Annotated in this window: 17 protein-coding genes and 1 tRNA gene; 13 read left to right on the forward strand and 5 right to left on the reverse strand. The window is 52.2% G+C overall.

What is annotated here, in order from left to right:
- The first annotated feature begins 58 nt into the window (after positions 1 to 58).
- Entirely contained in the window at positions 59 to 2,932 is a 2,874-nt protein-coding gene (gene gcvP, locus ACLJQD_RS01740) for an aminomethyl-transferring glycine dehydrogenase (RefSeq protein WP_017441089.1), read from the forward strand.
- Between the two features lie 455 nt (positions 2,933 to 3,387).
- Positions 3,388 to 4,281, forward strand: coding sequence for a transporter (locus ACLJQD_RS01745; protein ID WP_023202673.1), 894 nt, complete (start codon positions 3,388 to 3,390; stop codon positions 4,279 to 4,281).
- A gap of 47 nt (positions 4,282 to 4,328) precedes the next feature.
- Here ACLJQD_RS01745 and bglA read toward each other — a convergent pair whose 3' ends face one another.
- Positions 4,329 to 5,762, reverse strand: coding sequence for a 6-phospho-beta-glucosidase BglA (bglA, locus tag ACLJQD_RS01750; RefSeq protein WP_001230140.1), 1,434 nt, complete (start codon positions 5,760 to 5,762; stop codon positions 4,329 to 4,331).
- Between the two features lie 157 nt (positions 5,763 to 5,919).
- Here bglA and yqfB point away from each other — a divergent pair, with 157 nt between their 5' ends.
- Complete coding sequence (gene yqfB, locus ACLJQD_RS01755) at positions 5,920 to 6,231, forward strand: N(4)-acetylcytidine aminohydrolase (protein WP_001182976.1); 312 nt, start codon at positions 5,920 to 5,922, stop codon at positions 6,229 to 6,231.
- Positions 6,232 to 6,394: 163 nt separating this feature from the next.
- Positions 6,395 to 7,054 carry a PAQR family membrane homeostasis protein TrhA gene (gene trhA, locus ACLJQD_RS01760; RefSeq protein ID WP_000250289.1) on the forward strand — a complete coding sequence of 220 codons (660 nt, stop codon included), beginning with the start codon at positions 6,395 to 6,397 and terminating at the stop codon, positions 7,052 to 7,054.
- Positions 7,055 to 7,169: 115 nt separating this feature from the next.
- On the opposite strand, the gene ygfZ is transcribed toward trhA, so the two are convergent.
- A complete protein-coding gene (ygfZ, locus tag ACLJQD_RS01765) occupies positions 7,170 to 8,150 on the reverse strand; it encodes a tRNA-modifying protein YgfZ (protein WP_017441090.1) in 981 nt (326 codons plus the stop codon).
- 249 nt (positions 8,151 to 8,399) lie between these two features.
- Here ygfZ and sdhE point away from each other — a divergent pair, with 249 nt between their 5' ends.
- Complete coding sequence (gene sdhE / locus ACLJQD_RS01770; RefSeq protein ID WP_000351186.1) at positions 8,400 to 8,666, forward strand: FAD assembly factor SdhE; 267 nt, start codon at positions 8,400 to 8,402, stop codon at positions 8,664 to 8,666.
- Positions 8,647 to 9,060, forward strand: coding sequence for a protein YgfX (locus ACLJQD_RS01775; RefSeq protein WP_000244755.1), 414 nt, complete (start codon positions 8,647 to 8,649; stop codon positions 9,058 to 9,060). The genes sdhE and ACLJQD_RS01775 overlap by 20 nt, the downstream gene beginning before the upstream one ends.
- Before the next feature lie 52 nt (positions 9,061 to 9,112).
- On the opposite strand, the gene fldB is transcribed toward ACLJQD_RS01775, so the two are convergent.
- Entirely contained in the window at positions 9,113 to 9,634 is a 522-nt protein-coding gene (gene fldB, locus ACLJQD_RS01780) for a flavodoxin FldB (protein WP_017441091.1), read from the reverse strand.
- A 112-nt stretch (positions 9,635 to 9,746) separates the two neighbouring features.
- On the opposite strand from fldB, the gene xerD reads away from it, so the two are divergent.
- The 5 genes from xerD to lysS all read left to right on the forward strand — a co-directional run bounded on the left by xerD (position 9,747) and on the right by lysS (position 15,849).
- A complete protein-coding gene (gene xerD, locus ACLJQD_RS01785) occupies positions 9,747 to 10,643 on the forward strand; it encodes a site-specific tyrosine recombinase XerD (RefSeq protein WP_000434302.1) in 897 nt (298 codons plus the stop codon).
- Positions 10,644 to 10,666: 23 nt separating this feature from the next.
- The gene (dsbC, locus tag ACLJQD_RS01790) at positions 10,667 to 11,380 is read left to right on the forward strand and encodes a bifunctional protein-disulfide isomerase/oxidoreductase DsbC (protein WP_000745614.1); all 714 of its coding nucleotides are present in this window, start codon (positions 10,667 to 10,669) and stop codon (positions 11,378 to 11,380) included.
- Between the two features lie 5 nt (positions 11,381 to 11,385).
- Positions 11,386 to 13,119, forward strand: coding sequence for a single-stranded-DNA-specific exonuclease RecJ (recJ, locus tag ACLJQD_RS01795; RefSeq protein WP_000813392.1), 1,734 nt, complete (start codon positions 11,386 to 11,388; stop codon positions 13,117 to 13,119).
- A 104-nt stretch (positions 13,120 to 13,223) separates the two neighbouring features.
- Positions 13,224 to 14,322 (forward strand): peptide chain release factor 2 gene (gene prfB / locus ACLJQD_RS01800; RefSeq protein ID WP_010989230.1). Its coding sequence is split into 2 segments (ribosomal slippage): positions 13,224 to 13,298 and positions 13,300 to 14,322, totalling 1,098 coding nucleotides; the frame shifts between segments, so codons are not numbered across the junction.
- A gap of 9 nt (positions 14,323 to 14,331) precedes the next feature.
- A complete protein-coding gene (lysS, locus tag ACLJQD_RS01805) occupies positions 14,332 to 15,849 on the forward strand; it encodes a lysine--tRNA ligase (RefSeq protein WP_000003339.1) in 1,518 nt (505 codons plus the stop codon).
- A gap of 75 nt (positions 15,850 to 15,924) precedes the next feature.
- On the opposite strand, the gene idi is transcribed toward lysS, so the two are convergent.
- On the reverse strand, positions 15,925 to 16,470 hold the full coding sequence (idi, locus tag ACLJQD_RS01810) for an isopentenyl-diphosphate Delta-isomerase (RefSeq protein ID WP_000133992.1): 546 nt from the start codon (positions 16,468 to 16,470) through the stop codon (positions 15,925 to 15,927).
- Between the two features lie 264 nt (positions 16,471 to 16,734).
- Between idi and actS the strand changes: the two genes are divergently transcribed.
- The gene (actS, locus tag ACLJQD_RS01815) at positions 16,735 to 17,493 is read left to right on the forward strand and encodes an amidase activator ActS (RefSeq protein ID WP_000244328.1); all 759 of its coding nucleotides are present in this window, start codon (positions 16,735 to 16,737) and stop codon (positions 17,491 to 17,493) included.
- Between the two features lie 79 nt (positions 17,494 to 17,572).
- Positions 17,573 to 17,646, forward strand: a tRNA-Gly gene (locus ACLJQD_RS01820).
- Positions 17,647 to 17,777: 131 nt separating this feature from the next.
- Here ACLJQD_RS01820 and ACLJQD_RS01825 read toward each other — a convergent pair.
- On the reverse strand, positions 17,778 to 18,584 hold the full coding sequence (locus ACLJQD_RS01825; protein ID WP_077907218.1) for a DUF1460 domain-containing protein: 807 nt from the start codon (positions 18,582 to 18,584) through the stop codon (positions 17,778 to 17,780).
- Positions 18,585 to 18,606 lie beyond the last annotated feature (22 nt).

The raw sequence follows: 18,606 nt of genomic DNA on the forward strand, positions 1-18,606 counted from the left end.
CCGGGCAATTGAGTTAGAGACAATCACGATTCACTGCACGTTTCAGGAACCATCGCCCATGACACAGACGTTAAGCCAGCTTGAAAACCGCGGCGCTTTCATTGAACGCCACATCGGACCGGACGCCGCACAGCAACAAGAGATGCTGAATGCGGTTGGCGCCGAGTCGTTAAACGCGCTGACAGGTCAGATTGTGCCGAAAGACATTCAGCTCGCGACTCCGCCGCAGGTTGGCGAGGCGGCAACCGAATATGCCGCACTGGCGGAATTAAAAGCCATCGCCGGGCGTAACAAGCGCTTCACGTCCTATATTGGCATGGGCTACACCGCCGTGCAGCTACCGCCGGTTATCCTGCGCAACATGCTGGAAAATCCGGGTTGGTATACCGCCTACACTCCTTATCAGCCGGAAGTCTCTCAGGGGCGTCTGGAAGCGCTGCTCAACTTCCAACAGGTGACGCTGGACCTGACAGGGCTGGACATGGCTTCCGCCTCGCTGCTGGATGAAGCGACCGCCGCCGCTGAAGCGATGGCGATGGCAAAGCGCGTCAGCAAATTGAAAAATGCCAACCGGTTCTTTGTCGCCTCTGATGTCCATCCGCAAACTCTGGACGTCGTGCGTACGCGTGCCGAAACCTTTGGCTTTGACGTCATTGTGGATGACGCGGCGAAAGCACTGGATCACCAGGATGTGTTTGGCGTGCTGTTACAACAGGTAGGCACCACGGGCGAAATTCACGACTACAGCGCACTGATTACTGAGCTGAAATCCCGTAAAGTTGTGGTCAGCGTCGCCGCCGATTTTATGGCGCTGGTGCTGCTGACGGCTCCGGGCAAACAGGGCGCGGACATTGTTTTCGGCTCTGCGCAACGCTTCGGCGTACCGATGGGGTACGGTGGCCCGCATGCGGCATTCTTTGCCGCCAAAGACGAATTTAAACGCTCCATGCCAGGCCGTATTATCGGCGTCTCAAAAGATGCGGCGGGCAATACCGCACTGCGCATGGCGATGCAGACTCGCGAGCAGCATATCCGCCGTGAGAAAGCGAACTCCAACATTTGTACCTCGCAGGTACTGCTGGCTAACATCGCCAGTCTGTATGCCGTTTATCATGGACCGGTTGGACTGAAACGCATTGCGAATCGTATCCACCGCCTGACCGATATTCTGGCGGCAGGTCTGCAACAGAAAGGCTTAAAGCTGCGTCATGCGCACTACTTCGACACCCTGTGTGTGGAAGTGGCTGATAAAGCTGCGGTACTGGCGCGTGCGGAAGCGGCAGAGATCAATCTGCGCAGCGATATTCATAACGCGGTGGGTATTACCCTCGATGAAACCACCACCCGTGAGAATGTGGCGCAGTTGTTCAATGTTTTGCTGGGCGACAGCCACGGTCTGAACATTGAAACACTGGATAAAGACGTGGCGCTTGATAGCCGTTCCATTCAGCAAGGTATGCTGCGTGACGATGCGATTCTGACGCATCCGGTATTTAACCGTTACCACAGCGAAACCGAGATGATGCGCTATATGCACTCGCTGGAGCGTAAAGATCTGGCGCTGAATCAGGCGATGATCCCGCTGGGTTCCTGCACCATGAAGCTGAACGCCGCCGCCGAGATGATCCCTATCACCTGGCCGGAATTCGCTGAACTGCACCCGTTCTGCCCGCCGGAACAGGCGGAAGGATATCATCAGATGATTAGCCAGCTTTCTGACTGGCTGGTGAAACTCACCGGGTACGACGCCGTCTGTATGCAGCCTAACTCCGGCGCACAGGGGGAATACGCGGGGCTGCTGGCGATTCGTCACTATCACGAAAGCCGCAACGAAGGGCATCGCGATATCTGCCTGATTCCGGCCTCTGCTCACGGCACTAACCCTGCTTCTGCACATATGGCAGGAATGCAGGTGGTGGTAGTCGCCTGTGATAAGAACGGCAACATCGACCTGGACGATCTGCGGGCAAAAGCAGAACAACATGCTGCGAACCTTTCTTGCATCATGGTGACCTATCCGTCCACCCACGGCGTGTATGAAGAAACGATCCGTGAGGTGTGTGAAGTTGTGCACCAGTTCGGCGGTCAGGTTTACCTTGACGGCGCGAACATGAACGCTCAGGTCGGCATTACCTCACCGGGCTTTATTGGCGCGGACGTTTCGCATCTTAACCTGCATAAAACTTTCTGCATTCCGCACGGCGGCGGTGGCCCAGGCATGGGACCGATCGGCGTGAAAGCGCATCTGGCACCGTTCGTACCGGGCCATAGCGTGGTGCAAATCGAAGGCATGTTAACCCGTCAGGGCGCGGTTTCTGCGGCGCCGTTCGGTAGCGCCTCCATTTTGCCGATTAGTTGGATGTACATCCGCATGATGGGCGCAGAAGGCCTGAAGCAGGCAAGTCAGGTCGCGATTCTTAACGCTAACTACATTGCCAGCCGTCTGAAAGACGCGTACCCGGTACTGTATACTGGTCGCGATGGTCGTGTGGCGCACGAATGTATTCTTGATATTCGCCCATTGAAAGAAGAAACCGGCATCAGCGAGCTGGATATTGCCAAGCGTCTGATCGACTACGGTTTCCATGCGCCAACCATGTCGTTCCCGGTGGCGGGCACGCTGATGGTTGAACCGACGGAATCTGAAGGTAAGGCTGAGCTGGATCGCTTTATCGATGCGATGCTGGCTATTCGCGCAGAGATTGACCAGGTGAAAGCCGGTGTCTGGCCGCTGGAAGATAACCCGCTGGTGAACGCGCCGCACATTCAGAGCGAACTGGTCGCCGAGTGGGCGCATCCGTACAGCCGTGAAGTTGCCGTATTCCCGGCAGGCGTGGCAGACAAATACTGGCCGACGGTGAAACGTCTGGATGATGTTTATGGCGACCGCAACCTGTTCTGCTCCTGCGTACCGATTAGCGACTACCAGTAATTTACTGATTCGACTGTTTTCTAAAGGCGCTTCGGCGCCTTTTCAGCTTGTTAATAAAGTGCGCTTTGTTTATGTCGGATGCAGTGTGAGTGCCTTATTCAGGCTACAAAGTGTTACTAATTCAATATATTACAGTAAATCGTTGGCTCCTGTCAGGCAACCTGGCGTTTGTATCAGTGTATTAGCCAGAATTAAATTACCGGTTTTTTAGAGTCTAATGATTCATTGTGCATCATTTTTACCTTGCTGTTATTTAATCAAAACAACACAGTATATTTACATGTGGTTACAAATAGTTTCTCTCCGGAATCGTTATTTACCTCTCAATATAGTTACAAAAATTTCCGTATATTAAATTCATCAAGTTATTAATTTAAATTATAAATTAAAAATAAGCATAAATAACGTAAATATTTATTAACTTAGCGCTTTGTTTTTTATACCTGGAGGGAATAATGAAACGATTTATATTTCTGCCATTAATGACATGTTTCCTATTAATGAATGCAATGGCAGCTAACGGAGAAAATAATCCCAGTAATCTATTAGGTGCACCAGTTAATACCGCTATTTCTGGTGGTTCAGTATTGCCGGAAGGAAAGTTATTAACCGCCGTGAATAGCTCATTTCGCGATAAAGATCATCAAATCGAGGGGCACGGAAGTCCGGATGTTTACTCCCAGATATGGTTATTGAAGATTCGTTACGGTTTGACCGACAGACTGGAATTATCAACTGTGGGTTCCTATATCAATAACAAACGAGACAATCTGTCTCCTGAGCACATAGAGGGAATGGGCGACCAATCGGTGGGGGTCAATTATGCTTTAATGAGCCAGCGAAGAGGTGATCCGTTTTGGGTTACGGTAGGTGGGGCAGTATTACTACCCACCGGGCAAGATGGAGATAATCATTTGCCTGGGAATAGCGCCTGGGGAGGAAGAGTAACACTCACTTTAACAAAATTATTTACTCCTAACATTAAAGGGGATATGGGTTTTGTATATCAGGGACCATTTGAGCGCGGTAACCAGGACGTGAAACGAGGTAACGAATTCCAGTGGAATACCCAGGTGCGGTATATGTTTAGCGATTTACCGCTGGATCTTGGTCTGGAAAGTGCCTACAGCAATAATGCCTCTGGAACGAAAAAACTGTCTAATGGCAGCGTAATTAATAACCATTCTGGAACTACCGAATGGGTTGTTGGTCCGTCATTTAATATTGCCGTCGATTCACTGAAATTATGGTTTGGTGCCGGAGCCTTCTTCCCGGTAATGCAGGAAGCGAAGTCGCCAACCAAAATGGAAGATGTACGCTGGGAATTTAAAATAGGTAAGACCTGGTAAGACTCGTTCAAAGTGTTACCCGCCGACTGGCGGGTAACGTGCAGGGGTTAAAGCTTCTCGCCGTTGCTGGCAATCACCTCTTTGTACCAGTTGAAGCTTTTCTTACGCGAACGCGACATATCGCCCGTACCGTCATCGTGCTTGTTCACGTAGATGAAGCCGTAGCGCTTGCTGTACTGACCGGTGGTGAACGACACGCAGTCGATGCAGCCCCACGGCGTGTAGCCCATCAGGTCGACACCATCGTAAGTCACCGCTTTTTTCATCTCTTCAATATGGGCGCGCAGGTAGTCAATGCGATAGTCGTCGTTGATGCTGCCATCTTCTTCTACTTTGTCGTAAGCACCAAAACCGTTTTCGACAATAAACAGCGGCTTTTGATAGCGTTCGTACAGTTCACACAATGAATAACGCAGGCCCACCGGGTCAATCTGCCAGCCCCAGTCAGATGCTTTAACATAGGGGTTCGGTACGCTGCCTTCAAAACCGGAAATCGCATCGCCGCTACCGCCTTCGGCTTTGACCGCGTTGGTCATGTAATAACTGAAACCAAGATAATCGCAGGTGCCTTCGCGCAGCACTTCAAGATCGCCATCGTCCATTTTGATGTTAAATCCGCGGCGCTCCCACTCGTTCAACACATAGGACGGGTAATAGCCGCGCAGCTGCACATCGGTAAAGACGTAGCGTTCACGCATCGACTCCTGAGCAAACATCACATCTTCTGGTTTACAGGAGAAAGGATACAGCGCGACCATCGCCAGCATACAACCCACTTTCATCTGTGGATTAATACGACGTGCCGCTTTTACCGCCAGCGCGCTGGCGACAAACTGATGATGTAAGACCTGATACATGGTTTCTTCTGGATTCTCATGCTCGGTATACACCACGCCGGAACAGCAGTAGCCAAACAGCGGCGCGCGCCAGTTTCGCTGGTTGTTAATTTCGTTGAAGGTCATCCAGTATTTGACCTTATGTTTGTAGCGTTCAAACACGACTTCAGCAAAACGGACAAAGAAATCAACGACCTTACGATTGGTCCAGCCGCCGTAGTGCTGTACCAGATGTAATGGCATTTCAAAGTGGGAAAGGGTAATGACCGGTTCGATGTTGTATTTGAGTAACTCATCAAACATGTCGTCGTAGAATTTCAGACCGGCCTCGTTTGGCTGGGATTCGTCGCCATTCGGGAAGATACGCGTCCAGGCAATAGAGGTACGGAAGCATTTGAACCCCATTTCGGCGAAAAGACGGATGTCTTCTTTGTAATGTCCGTAAAAATCCACCGCCTCGTGGTTCGGATAGTATTTGCCAGCAACGACATTCTGGGTGATTTCGCGTGGCACGCCGTGTGCGCCGCCGGTTAGCACGTCGCAGATGCTGGGGCCTTTACCGTCTTTATTCCAGCCGCCTTCAACCTGGTGTGCGGCAACCGCGCCGCCCCATAAAAAATCTTTTGGCAGGGTGAGTTTTCTCATTGTTGCATAATCTCAATTTATTTAGTCTGTTATCATTCATTCTGCACCAAATGGCATGTAAAGCGTACGCAAAATTCCAGGATGCTCGCGTGTCGGGACAAGAACACATTCAGATCGTAACATCCACTTCAAGGGGCCATATTCAGGGGATAACCACATGCAGCCAAACGACATTACTTTCTTTCAACGTTTCCAGAATGACATTCTGGCAGGTCGTAAAACCATCACTATTCGTGATGCCTCCGAGTCCCACTTTAAAGCAGGCGATGTGCTACGCGTGGGACGGTTCGAAGATGATGGCTATTTTTGCACAATCGAAGTGACAGGAACGTCAACTGTGACGCTGGATACGCTGAACGAAAAACATGCGCAACAGGAAAATATGTCGCTTGATGAGCTGAAACGGGTCATTGCTGAAATCTATCCCAACCAGACGCAATTTTATGTGATTGATTTTAAATGCCTTTGATAAACATGAACGCGTGTTAGTTGAGTTTTTGTAATTAACTTATTGAATAATAAACAAAATTTAATTTTGCGGATTTATTTTAGCTAACATGTGTTCACTGGAACCATTCTCAGTTACGCTAGAGACGCAGTTCATCGTTATGAACGTTTCTCCGGAGTAAGTTATGGTGCAAAAACCATTAATGACGCAGGGATATTCGCTGGCTGAGGAAATCGCCAACAGTATTAGCCACGGCATTGGATTGGTATTTGGTATTGTCGGCCTGGTGCTGTTGTTGGTTCAGGCGGTAGAGGCGAATGCGGGTATGACAGCTATCGCCAGCTACAGTTTATATGGCGGGAGCATGATCCTGCTTTTTCTTGCCTCAACGCTTTATCATGCCATTCCTCATCAGCGGGCAAAAATCTGGTTAAAGAAATTTGATCACTGCGCTATCTATCTGCTCATTGCCGGAACCTATACGCCATTTCTGCTGGTAGGTCTGGATTCGCCGCTGGCGCGCGGACTAATGATTGTGATCTGGAGCCTGGCGCTATTCGGTATCCTCTTCAAGTTGACGATTGCGCACCGATTTAAAGTGCTTTCACTGGTTACGTATCTGGCAATGGGCTGGCTGTCGCTGATAGTGGTTTATCAGTTGGCGATTAAGCTGGCGATAGGCGGCGTGACGCTGCTGGCGGTAGGCGGCGTCGTTTACTCGCTGGGCGTAATTTTCTATGTTTGCAAACGCATACCTTATAACCACGCCATCTGGCATGGCTTTGTGCTGGGCGGCAGCGTGTGCCACTTCCTGGCTATCTATTTGTATGTGGGACAGGCGTAATTCCCGGATGCCCGTGCCGGATGGCGGCGCTGTCGCACCTTATCCGGCCTACGAGAACAGCACGTGCGAGCCTGATGGCGTTGCGCTATCAGGCTATCCGGCTTTTAACGTGATATCACTCTTCCAGCGAGTAAGGCAGCGGGACGATATGCAGGGTGTTGGCATCGTCGCGAACACGGAAGACGCTTTCGGCTTCTAAATCGTTATTCATGACGGCCTGAACCAGTAACTGACCATCGTCCAACTGCGTCGCCGCCAGAATAGCGCCGGTACGACGCCAGTTCTCGCCCATCTGTAGCTCCAGATCTTCTCCTGCTTCCGGTACCCGGCTGGCTTTGCCCGCCAGCAACCAAAGCGCGCGTTTATTGGCGCCGCGGAATTTTGCCCGTGCGACCATCTCCTGTCCGGTGTAGCAGCCTTTCTTGAAGCTGATGCCGCCCAGCGCCTGTAGGTTAGTCGCCTGGGGGATAAATTGACCGCTGTTCGCCGCGTCAATCACCGGAATGCCTGCTTCAATATCCAATGCCAGCCACTGTTGGCTGTTATTCAGTTCGGCTTCGCCATGTAACTTCTCCGTTAACATGTTGGCCGTCGCGACATCGGTGACAAGCAGGAATCGTTCCGCAGGATGTTCAAACCATAGCAGCGTGGAGGCGCCGTCTCTGACCACCTGATTTTCGCTATTGGGCAGTACGCTAAAGACATTAGCCAGCGCCGCGCGGGCCTGAAAACCTGCCACGCCAAGCAATACGCGTTCGTCATCCGGCGCGATGACCACTTTGGAAAATACGGCGTACTTTTTCAGCTCCGTTAATTGCGCTTCACGCACGCTACGGCGTTCAATCCAGGTGAAACCGTCGCGCTCACGGAACAGGCGCAGAGTGCTCCACATCTTACCTTTAGCATCGCAGTGGGCGGCGAGAAGGTGTTGCTGTTCAGTCATCTGGCTTACGTCAGCGGTGACCTGGCCCTGAATATACTTTTCACTGTCTACGCCGGTAATGGTCGACAGCGCCCAGTCGTCAAGCGCGATCAGCGTCAGCGGCAGGCGGGCTGACGATGAAGGATGACGTGGTGGAAAGGAGATAAAAGCCATAAATAATGTCCTGGTTAGCTGCAACAATAATGGTTAATGGTAAAAGAGCCATCGGTCATTGCAAGTGCTTTAAATAGCCCATTGAGAGCGGATTGATCGTTTTGCGAGGCGGTATCCAAAACGGATGAACATATTGATTCCCAGCCTTTTATTTCGCGATCGCGTTCCAGATTACTGAGATTCCCGTAAAACAACGCCAAAAACACGTTACAATAGCCCGGTACTTCATTTTCGCGAGGCAGGAAGAACATGGATATTCACAATAAAGCACGTATTCACTGGGCATGTCGTCGCGGTATGCGCGAACTTGATATTTCCATCATGCCGTTTTTTGAACATGAGTACGATAGTTTAAGTGATGAAGAAAAGCGTATTTTTGTCCGTTTGTTGCAGAGTGATGACCCGGATTTATTTAACTGGTTAATGAATCACGGTAAACCGGCTGACGCTGAACTGGAACAGATGGTCCGACTCATTCAGACACGGAATCGGGAACGTGGTCCTGTGGCAATCTGATTTACGCGTCTCATGGCGCGCTCAGTGGATCTCATTGCTCATTCATGGGCTGGTTGCCGCGGTGATTTTATTGATGCCCTGGCCGCTGAGTTATACCCCGTTATGGATGATACTACTGTCGCTGGTCGTGTTTGACTGTGTACGTAGCCAGCGCAGGATTAATACCTGCCAGGGAGAGATCAAGCTACTCATGGACGGGCGCTTACGCTGGCAGGGGCAGGACTGGACGCTCTTGCATCCGCCCTGGTTACTGAAGAGCGGGATGGTGTTGCGTTTACGCGCAGAGTCTGGACGTCATCAGCATTTATGGCTGGCGGCGGATAGCATGGAAGAAGCGGAATGGCGTGAGTTGCGTCGGATACTGTTACAGCAGCCGATATCAGGCCAACACTGACGGAACGGCGTAAACGCGGTTCCGTCGAGAGGGAAATACAGCGAGTAAGGTTTCAGGCGTAGTGTTCGGCCATTTCGCCGAGAATTTGTTCACACCAGGTCTGTATACGCTCATCGCTGAGATCGTACTGGTTCGTTTCATCCAGCGCCAGGCCGACAAACAGTTGTCCATCCGCAATGATCGGTTTATTGCTGGTAAATTCGTAGCCTTCTGTGGGCCAGTAGCCGACAAATTTAACGCCTTTGAGGGCAAGTTTGTCATGCAACATACCCAGCGCATCCAGGAACCACTCACCGTAGCCGAGCTGGTCGCCCATACCGTAAAGCGCAACGATTTTGCCTTCCAGATTGAGATCGTCCAGTTGCTCCCAGACGGCTTCCCAGTCCTCCTGAATTTCGCCAAAATCCCAGGTGGGGATGCCTAAAATGAGCACGTCGTACTGCTCCATTAAGGCGGGGGCGTCATCCTTGAGGTTATGTAATGTCACCAGCTCCGGGCCGAGGATATCGCGAATTTTCTCTGCGGCCATCTCGGTGTAGCACGTGCTGGAACCGTAAAAAAGACCCATGTTCATTACGTTACATCTCGATTCTGCTATAGCGTTGCGGGTAGTGTAACAGAATCGCTGCATTCACGGCACAATGAGGCATAATGCACCCAAAGTCAGCGTGAAGTGGGGAGCGCGAATGGAACAGGATTTAGCGCGTATTGAGCAGTTTCTGGATGCCCTGTGGCTGGAACGAAATCTGGCGGAAAATACATTAAGCGCGTATCGTCGCGATTTATCGATGGTCGTTGCGTGGTTGCATCATCGCGGAAAAACGCTTGCGACGGCGCAGGCTGATGATTTACAAACGCTGCTGGCTGAACGGGTGGAGGGCGGATACAAAGCGACCAGTTCCGCACGCCTGTTAAGTGCTATGCGGCGCTTTTTCCAGCATCTGTACCGTGAAAAGTATCGTGAGGATGATCCGAGCGCGCAGTTGGCCTCGCCTAAGCTTCCGCAGCGTTTACCGAAAGACCTTAGCGAGGCGCAGGTTGAACGGCTCTTGCAGGCGCCGCTTATTGATCAACCTTTGGAGTTGCGCGATAAAGCTATGTTGGAAGTGCTGTATGCCACTGGTTTGCGCGTGTCGGAACTGGTGGGGCTGACAATGAGCGATATCAGTCTGCGGCAGGGCGTGGTGCGGGTTATCGGTAAAGGCAATAAAGAGCGGTTGGTGCCGTTAGGCGAAGAGGCGGTATATTGGCTGGAAACGTATCTGGAGCATGGGCGTCCCTGGTTACTCAATGGCGTATCGATTGACGTATTATTCCCCAGTCAGCGTGCGCAGCAGATGACGCGGCAGACCTTCTGGCACCGTATTAAACATTATGCGGTACTGGCTGGAATCGATAGCGAAAAACTATCGCCGCATGTTTTACGTCACGCTTTCGCCACGCATTTGCTGAATCACGGCGCCGACTTGCGCGTTGTACAAATGCTACTTGGGCATAGCGATCTTTCGACGACACAAATTTATACGCATGTCGCAACGGAGCGTTTGCGTCAACTTCATCAACAGCACCATCCGCGGGCATGAGTGCTGACAGGAAAGGATAGTTTATGAAAAAGCGTTTTATGATGTTCACTTTACTGGCGGCGGCGTTTTCAGGCGTGGCCCATGCGGATGATGCGGCTATCCGTCAGTCGCTGGCTAAGCTGGGCGTTCAGAGTACGGAAATTCAGGCCTCGCCAGTGGCAGGGATGAAAACCGTCCTCACTCACAGCGGCGTACTGTACGTCACTGATGACGGCAAACATATTATTCAAGGGCCGATGTATGACGTGAGCGGCGCGCATCCGGTAAACGTGACGAACAAACTGCTGATGAGCCAGCTAAATGCGCTGGAAAAAGAGATGATCGTCTATAAAGCGCCGGATGAGAAACATGTCATTACTGTTTTTACCGATATCACCTGCGGCTATTGTCATAAGCTACATGAAGAGATGAAAGATTATAACGCGCTGGGGATCACGGTACGTTATCTGGCCTTCCCGCGCCAGGGGCTGGAAAGCCAGGCGGAGCAGGATATGAAATCTATCTGGTGCGCCAAAGACAAAAACAAAGCGTTTGATGACGCCATGGCAGGTAAGGGTGTGAAACCGGCAAGCTGTGACGTGAACATTGCTGATCATTATGCGTTGGGCGTGCAGTTGGGCGTTAGCGGTACGCCAGCCATTGTATTGAGTAACGGCTATGTGGTGCCTGGCTATCAGGGACCGAAAGAGATGAAAGCGTTTCTTGATGAGCATCAAAAACAGACCAGTGGTAAATAATACGCGTGAAACAACAGAGACAACTTCGTCGGCGCGAGGCTGATGAGACGGCGGAACTCCCCGCCGATCTTCCTCCATTACTACGACGTTTATATGCCAGCCGGGGCGTTCGTAGCGCCCGCGAACTGGAGCGCAGCGTGAAAGGAATGCTGCCCTGGCAACAGCTTAGCGGCATAGATAACGCGGTGGAGATCCTCTACAACGCCTTTCGCGAAGGTACCCGCATTATTGTTGTTGGCGATTTTGACGCCGACGGCGCGACCAGTACTGCGCTAAGCGTATTGGGAATGCGTGCGTTGGGATGTGACAACATCAGTTATCTGGTGCCTAATCGCTTTGAGGACGGCTACGGTTTAAGTCCGGAAGTGGTCGATCAGGCGAAGGCGCGCGGCGCGCAGCTTATCGTCACCGTAGACAACGGCATTTCATCCCACGCCGGCGTAGCGCATGCAAAGACGTTGGGGATTCCGGTGATCGTGACCGATCACCACCTGCCAGGCGACACGTTGCCGGATGCCGAAGCGATTATTAATCCCAATCTGCGCGACTGCGAATTCCCGTCTAAGTCGCTGGCGGGCGTCGGCGTGGCGTTTTACCTGATGCTGGCGTTGCGAACATTTTTGCGCGACAAAGGATGGTTCGACGAGCGTGGCATCGCGCCGCCGAATCTGGCGGAGCTGCTGGATTTAGTGGCGTTGGGAACGGTAGCAGACGTTGTGCCGCTGGACGCTAACAACCGTATTCTGACCTGGCAAGGGCTAAGTCGTATTCGTGCCGGGAAATGCCGTCCGGGAATTAAAGCGTTGCTGGAGATATCGAATCGCGATCCGCAGCAGCTTGCCGCCAGTGATTTAGGCTTCGCGTTGGGGCCTCGCCTGAATGCCGCCGGCAGGCTGGATGATATGTCCGTTGGCGTGGCGTTACTGTTGTGCGATAACCTCGGCGAAGCGCGTGTTCTGGCCAGCGAGCTGGATGCGCTTAACCAGACGCGCAAAGAAATAGAGCAGGGGATGCAGGCGGAAGCGCTTATCCTGTGCGAAAAGCTTGAGCGCAGTAGTGAAACGCTTCCGGGCGGTCTGGCGATGTACCATCCTGAATGGCATCAGGGCGTGGTCGGAATTCTGGCGTCGCGCATTAAAGAGCGTTTTCACCGCCCGGTGATCGCCTTTGCACCTGCGGGCGACGGCACGCTAAAAGGCTCAGGCCGTTCGATTCAGGGGTTGCATATGCGCGATGCGCTGGAAAGGCTGGATACGCTTTACCCTGATCTGATGATCAAGTTCGGCGGTCATGCGATGGCGGCGGGATTGTCGCTGGAAGAGCATAAATTCGAGCAGTTTCAGCAACGTTTTGGCGAGCTGGTGACGGAATGGCTCGATCCTGCCCTGTTGCAAGGCGAGGTGATTTCCGATGGTCCATTAAGCGCGGCGGAGATGTCTATGGAAGTGGCGCAACTGTTGCGGGATGCCGGACCGTGGGGGCAAATGTTCCCGGAACCGTTATTCGATGGTCGTTTCCGTCTGCTACAGCAGCGTCTGGTGGGCGAGCGTCACCTCAAGGTGATGGTGGAGCCTGTCGGCGGCGGCCCGCTGTTGGATGGCATCGCATTTAATATTGATACGACCTGTTGGCCGGATAACGGCGTGCGGGAGGTAGAACTGGCTTATAAACTGGACATTAACGAGTTTCGCGGCAACCGTAGTTTACAGATTATTATCGATGATATTTGGCCGCTATGATCGGGGCGATTTAACAACACTTTCGCTGTAATTAAGGGGCGAAATCCGCTAATATTTCGCCCTTATAACCGCATTTTGACAAGTCAAATAAAAGAAATCAGACCATGTTTGAAATTAACCCGGTGAATAACCGCATTCAGGACCTCACGGAACGCACCAACGTTCTTAGGGGGTATCTTTGACTACGATGCTAAGAAAGAGCGTCTGGAAGAAGTAAACGCCGAGCTGGAACAGCCGGATGTCTGGAACGAACCTGAGCGCGCGCAGGCGCTGGGAAAAGAGCGTTCATCGCTCGAAGCGATCGTCGATACGCTTGATCAAATGACTCAGGGGCTGGACGACGTTTCCGGGCTGCTGGAACTGGCGGTAGAAGCTGACGACGAAGAGACGTTTAACGAAGCCGTCGCGGAACTGAATACGCTGGAAGAGAAACTGGCGCAGTTGGAATTCCGTCGGATGTTCTCCGGCGAGTACGATAGCGCCGATTGCTATCTCGATATTCAGGCTGGTTCCGGTGGTACTGAAGCGCAGGACTGGGCCAGCATGTTGCTGCGTATGTATCTGCGTTGGGCGGAAGCGCGCGGCTTCAAGACGGAAGTCATTGAAGAGTCGGAAGGGGAAGTCGCCGGCATTAAGTCCGCGACTATCAAAATCTCCGGCGAATATGCCTATGGCTGGCTGCGCACTGAAACCGGCGTACATCGTCTGGTGCGTAAAAGTCCGTTTGACTCCGGCGGTCGCCGTCATACCTCGTTTAGCTCCGCGTTTGTGTACCCGGAAGTGGACGACGATATCGATATCGACATTAACCCGGCGGATCTGCGTATCGATGTCTATCGCGCGTCTGGCGCAGGCGGTCAGCACGTTAACCGTACGGAATCCGCCGTGCGTATCACTCATATTCCCACCGGGATTGTGACGCAGTGCCAGAACGACCGTTCGCAGCACAAAAACAAAGACCAGGCCATGAAGCAGATGAAAGCGAAGCTTTATGAACTGGAGATGCAGAAAAAGAACGCTGAAAAACAGGCGATGGAAGACACTAAGTCCGATATCGGCTGGGGAAGCCAGATTCGTTCCTATGTCCTGGACGATTCCCGCATTAAAGACCTGCGTACTGGGGTGGAAACCCGCAATACACAGGCGGTACTGGACGGTAGTCTGGATCAATTTATCGAAGCAAGTTTGAAAGCAGGGCTATGAGGAATCAACATGTCTGAACAAAACGCACAGGGCGCTGACGAGGTAGTCGATCTTAACAATGAAATGAAGGCACGTCGCGAGAAGCTGGCTGCACTGCGTGAGCAGGGTATCCCGTTCCCGAACGATTTCCGTCGTGACCGTACCTCAGACCAACTGCACGCAGAGTTTGACGCGAAAGAAGCTGAAGAACTGGAAGCGCTGAATATTGAAGTGTCCGTCGCGGGCCGTATGATGACTCGCCGTATTATGGGTAAAGCCTCTTTTGTTACCCTGCAAGACGTAGGCGGCCGCATTCAGCTGTATGTGGCGCGCGATGATCTGCCGGAAGGCGTTTACAACGAGCAGTTCAAGAAGTGGGATCTTGGCGATATCCTCGGCGCGAAAGGTAAGCTGTTCAAAACCAAAACCGGCGAGCTGTCTATCCACTGCACCGAACTGCGCCTGCTGACGAAAGCGCTGCGTCCGTTGCCGGATAAATTCCACGGCCTGCAGGACCAGGAAGCGCGCTATCGCCAGCGTTATCTGGATCTCATCTCTAACGATGAATCCCGTAACACCTTCAAAACCCGTTCGAAGATCCTGGCTGGTATTCGCCAGTTTATGGTTGCTCGCGGCTTTATGGAAGTCGAAACGCCGATGATGCAGGTGATCCCAGGCGGCGCGTCTGCCCGTCCGTTTATCACCCATCACAACGCGCTGGATCTGGACATGTACCTGCGTATCGCGCCGGAACTGTACCTCAAGCGTCTGGTGGTTGGCGGCTTCGAACGCGTATTCGAAATTAACCGTAACTTCCGTAACGAAGGCATCTCCGTGCGCCATAATCCTGAGTTCACCATGATGGAACTCTATATGGCGTATGCGGACTACAAAGACCTGATCGAGCTGACTGAGTCTCTGTTCCGTACGCTGGCGCAAGATGTTCTGGGCACCACCCAAGTTCCGTACGGTGATGAAGTGTTTGACTTCGGTAAGCCGTTCGAAAAACTGACCATGCGTGAAGCGATCAAGAAATATCGTCCGGAAACAGATATGGCTGATCTGGACAACTTCGATTCCGCGAAGGCGATTGCTGAAAGCATCGGCATTCACGTCGAGAAGAGCTGGGGTCTGGGCCGTATCGTCACCGAGATCTTTGACGAAGTCGCTGAAGCGCATCTGATTCAGCCGACCTTCATCACCGAATATCCGGCTGAAGTGTCTCCGCTGGCGCGTCGTAATGATGTGAACCCGGAAATCACTGACCGCTTCGAGTTCTTTATCGGCGGTCGTGAAATCGGTAATGGCTTTAGCGAGTTGAACGATGCGGAAGACCAGGCGCAGCGTTTCCTGGATCAGGTTAATGCAAAAGCGGCGGGCGACGACGAAGCCATGTTCTACGACGAAGACTACGTGACGGCGCTGGAACACGGTTTACCGCCGACAGCGGGTCTGGGAATTGGTATCGACCGTATGGTGATGCTGTTTACTAACAGCCACACGATTCGCGACGTTATTCTGTTCCCGGCGATGCGTCCGGTGAAATAAGATGTAAATTGCCGGATGGGGCATTAGCCGCCATCCGGCATCTCTTTGTTCAGGCGTAGCGCCATCAGGCAATCTTTAACGCTGGCAGTAATCGAGCAGTCGTTCACGCGCTTGTTCGTCTGACGCTTGCATGACCATCCACGGGCTAAATGCCCACGGCGTAGCGAGAAGGCTTTTCCATACGCTTTTAAATTCGCTCCACTGATAGTCCATCACCTCTTCGCTGTTAACCTGTAACACACTGGTTGCCCGCGCGGCAAATACCGGACAGACTTCATTTTCCACAATACCGTTTGGATCTGTCGCCCGATAGCTGAAGTGCGGATAGACGGGGGTGAGATCGGTAATTTCCACGCCGAGTTCGAACCGACAACGGCGGATGATCGCCTCTTCGGTGGTTTCGCCTTGTTGCGGATGACCGCAAACCGAATTCGTCCACACGCCTGGCCAGGCTTTCTTGCTCAGCGACCGTCGTGTTACCAGCAACTGACCATCTTCGTTAAATAGCCAGCAGGAGAAAGCCAGATGCAAAGGCGTATTAAGCGTATGAGCCGCATACTTTTCCAGTGTGCCGGAAGGCTTATCCTGCTCATCCAATAAAACGACATGTTCCTCAGTCATGAAAGCTCCTGAAAATTAAAATGACCCGGCAGCATGGCCAGGCCATATACTCAGACGATCAGCGTAGCGCATAACAGAAAGAAAGGCATTACCAAAACAGGCCCTGACAGAACGCAGACGAGCGCCATTGCGCCGTGAGTCGATATTATGCTGGCATATCGGATATTCGCGACATCATCATCCGCGCGGACCCTTTCCGGCGTCAATGGATTGGGCATACGGCATTTGGCTGCTATCATAAGGCGTCTGTCAATAGAGTGAGGAATGGTTTTGAGCGCAGGACGCCTGAACAAAAATAGCCTGGGTATTGCGGTGCTGTTATGCACAGGGCTGCTGCTGGCGGGGTGTTCCAGTAATTCCGGCTCAGGAACGTATTCCGGCTCCGTCTATACCGTTAAGCGCGGCGATACGTTGTATCGTATATCGCGCGCCACGGGAACCAGCGTGAAAGAACTGGCCCGACTGAATGGCATTTCTCCGCCTTATACTATTGAGGTGGGGCAGCGAATTAAAGTGCGCGGCAGCGCAAAGAGTAGCAGTTCAACACGCAAAACCAGCAATAAAACAGCAACAAAAACTGCTGCGGTCAGACCGTCATCTTCGGTGCCAAAATCCTCCTGGCCGCCGGTGGGGCAGCGTTGTTGGGTATGGCCTGCTAACGGTAAAGTGATTTTACCTTATTCCACCGCGGAGGGCGGAAATAAGGGGATCGATATTGCGGGCGCGCGCGGAACGCCTGTTTATGCGGCGGGAGCGGGTAAAGTTGTCTATGTCGGGAACCAGCTGCGCGGTTACGGCAATCTCATCATGATTAAGCACAATGAAGATTACATTACGGCTTACGCTCATAATGACACCATGCTGGTTAATAATGGACAAAGCGTTAAAGCGGGGCAAAAAATCGCTACGATGGGCAGCACGGATGCCGCATCCGTAAGACTACACTTCCAGATTCGCTACCGGGCGACGGCCATCGATCCGCTGCGTTATCTGCCGCCGCAGGGGAGTAAACCGAAGTGCTGACGGCGAATTAATCGCCAGTCAGCCAGTAAGTCTCTTGCCAACCAGAGCGTAAGGTTTATAATGCCTTACGCATCTCAAAGCGGGCGTAGTTCAATGGTAGAACGAGAGCTTCCCAAGCTCTATACGAGGGTTCGATTCCCTTCGCCCGCTCCAGACAAATATCTTCTAGTATTTACTAAATCCACGAATTTACAGCAATTTTTCCTGTCGGCCCCACAGTACACAGGGTTTCAATATCTATGTCGGACGGCTATTATCAGCTGGCGACTCCGGTAATGACTTTATCATTCAGCCCGCAGCACAACGATGCCCGGTCTGGAATGCATGTATTCCATAAACGGTGTGTCCACCACTTTTCTGTTTGCGGCCAATGAGGAGGCGTTCCTGAACCACACCTGTTCATCATGGCGAACTACGATACCCACATGTGAAACGTCCAGCCCGTCGAGCGGGGAGTAGACACCGATATAATCCCCGTTTTTTAGGTGGTTCATGACCTGCTGGTTGATGGCTCTTCCGGGAATGTAATTTATTTTACGAGGATGGATGCCCAGACCAGGAATGTACTCGCCGCCATCAGGTTTATGGTTAAGCTGCTTGTCAACAACGACATAATCAGGGCTGATATCCGGCGTTACATCCCGTGCATTACGCGGTGTTGCGGCGAACCAGTCAGAGAAGAAGTGCCGGCGGCTGAGATAAGCAACTTTGCCCGCGGCGTAGCGAGTCCTGGCAAGATTATGCAGAAACGATTTCTGATTATCGCTGCGGGCCAGGGCTTCAACGTAATCAGCCAGGGTAAAGCAGTCCACTCCGTTGAAATTCGCTACAAGGACTTCGGGGGTGCCGGGCCCACCGATGAGCGTATCCGCCTGATAAGGTGTTCCGAGAAAAGCAGACGATACGCGGCTGATAACTTCTCCATGGTTTTCGCCTTTATAAGGAATGACATCCGACTGGATAATCCGGCTTACTTTTTCTGCCGTAACGCTGTCCATGCTGGTCTGATATTTTTCTGTGCCAGGGACGGCACAGGCCGTCAGATGCGCCGACATAAGCAAAATTGTCCATGCATTTACCTTCATTATCATCTCCGGAAAGGTTCAAATCCCT

This window comes from Salmonella sp. SAL04214, from assembly GCF_046550615.1.
Classification (GTDB): Bacteria; Pseudomonadota; Gammaproteobacteria; order Enterobacterales; family Enterobacteriaceae; genus Salmonella; species Salmonella enterica.

Excerpts from the sequence above, each read along its gene's own strand:
- gcvP (WP_017441089.1), top strand. The coding sequence starts at position 59 with ATGACACAGACGTTAAGCCAGCTTGAAAACCGCGGCGCTTTCATTGAA.
- ACLJQD_RS01745 (WP_023202673.1), top strand. The coding sequence starts at position 3,388 with ATGAAACGATTTATATTTCTGCCATTAATGACATGTTTCCTATTAATG.
- bglA (WP_001230140.1), bottom strand. The coding sequence starts at position 5,762 with ATGAGAAAACTCACCCTGCCAAAAGATTTTTTATGGGGCGGCGCGGTT.
- yqfB (WP_001182976.1), top strand. The coding sequence starts at position 5,920 with ATGCAGCCAAACGACATTACTTTCTTTCAACGTTTCCAGAATGACATT.
- trhA (WP_000250289.1), top strand. The coding sequence starts at position 6,395 with ATGGTGCAAAAACCATTAATGACGCAGGGATATTCGCTGGCTGAGGAA.
- ygfZ (WP_017441090.1), bottom strand. The coding sequence starts at position 8,150 with ATGGCTTTTATCTCCTTTCCACCACGTCATCCTTCATCGTCAGCCCGC.
- sdhE (WP_000351186.1), top strand. The coding sequence starts at position 8,400 with ATGGATATTCACAATAAAGCACGTATTCACTGGGCATGTCGTCGCGGT.
- fldB (WP_017441091.1), bottom strand. The coding sequence starts at position 9,634 with ATGAACATGGGTCTTTTTTACGGTTCCAGCACGTGCTACACCGAGATG.
- xerD (WP_000434302.1), top strand. The coding sequence starts at position 9,747 with ATGGAACAGGATTTAGCGCGTATTGAGCAGTTTCTGGATGCCCTGTGG.
- dsbC (WP_000745614.1), top strand. The coding sequence starts at position 10,667 with ATGAAAAAGCGTTTTATGATGTTCACTTTACTGGCGGCGGCGTTTTCA.
- lysS (WP_000003339.1), top strand. The coding sequence starts at position 14,332 with ATGTCTGAACAAAACGCACAGGGCGCTGACGAGGTAGTCGATCTTAAC.
- idi (WP_000133992.1), bottom strand. The coding sequence starts at position 16,470 with ATGACTGAGGAACATGTCGTTTTATTGGATGAGCAGGATAAGCCTTCC.
- actS (WP_000244328.1), top strand. The coding sequence starts at position 16,735 with ATGGTTTTGAGCGCAGGACGCCTGAACAAAAATAGCCTGGGTATTGCG.
- ACLJQD_RS01825 (WP_077907218.1), bottom strand. The coding sequence starts at position 18,584 with ATGATAATGAAGGTAAATGCATGGACAATTTTGCTTATGTCGGCGCAT.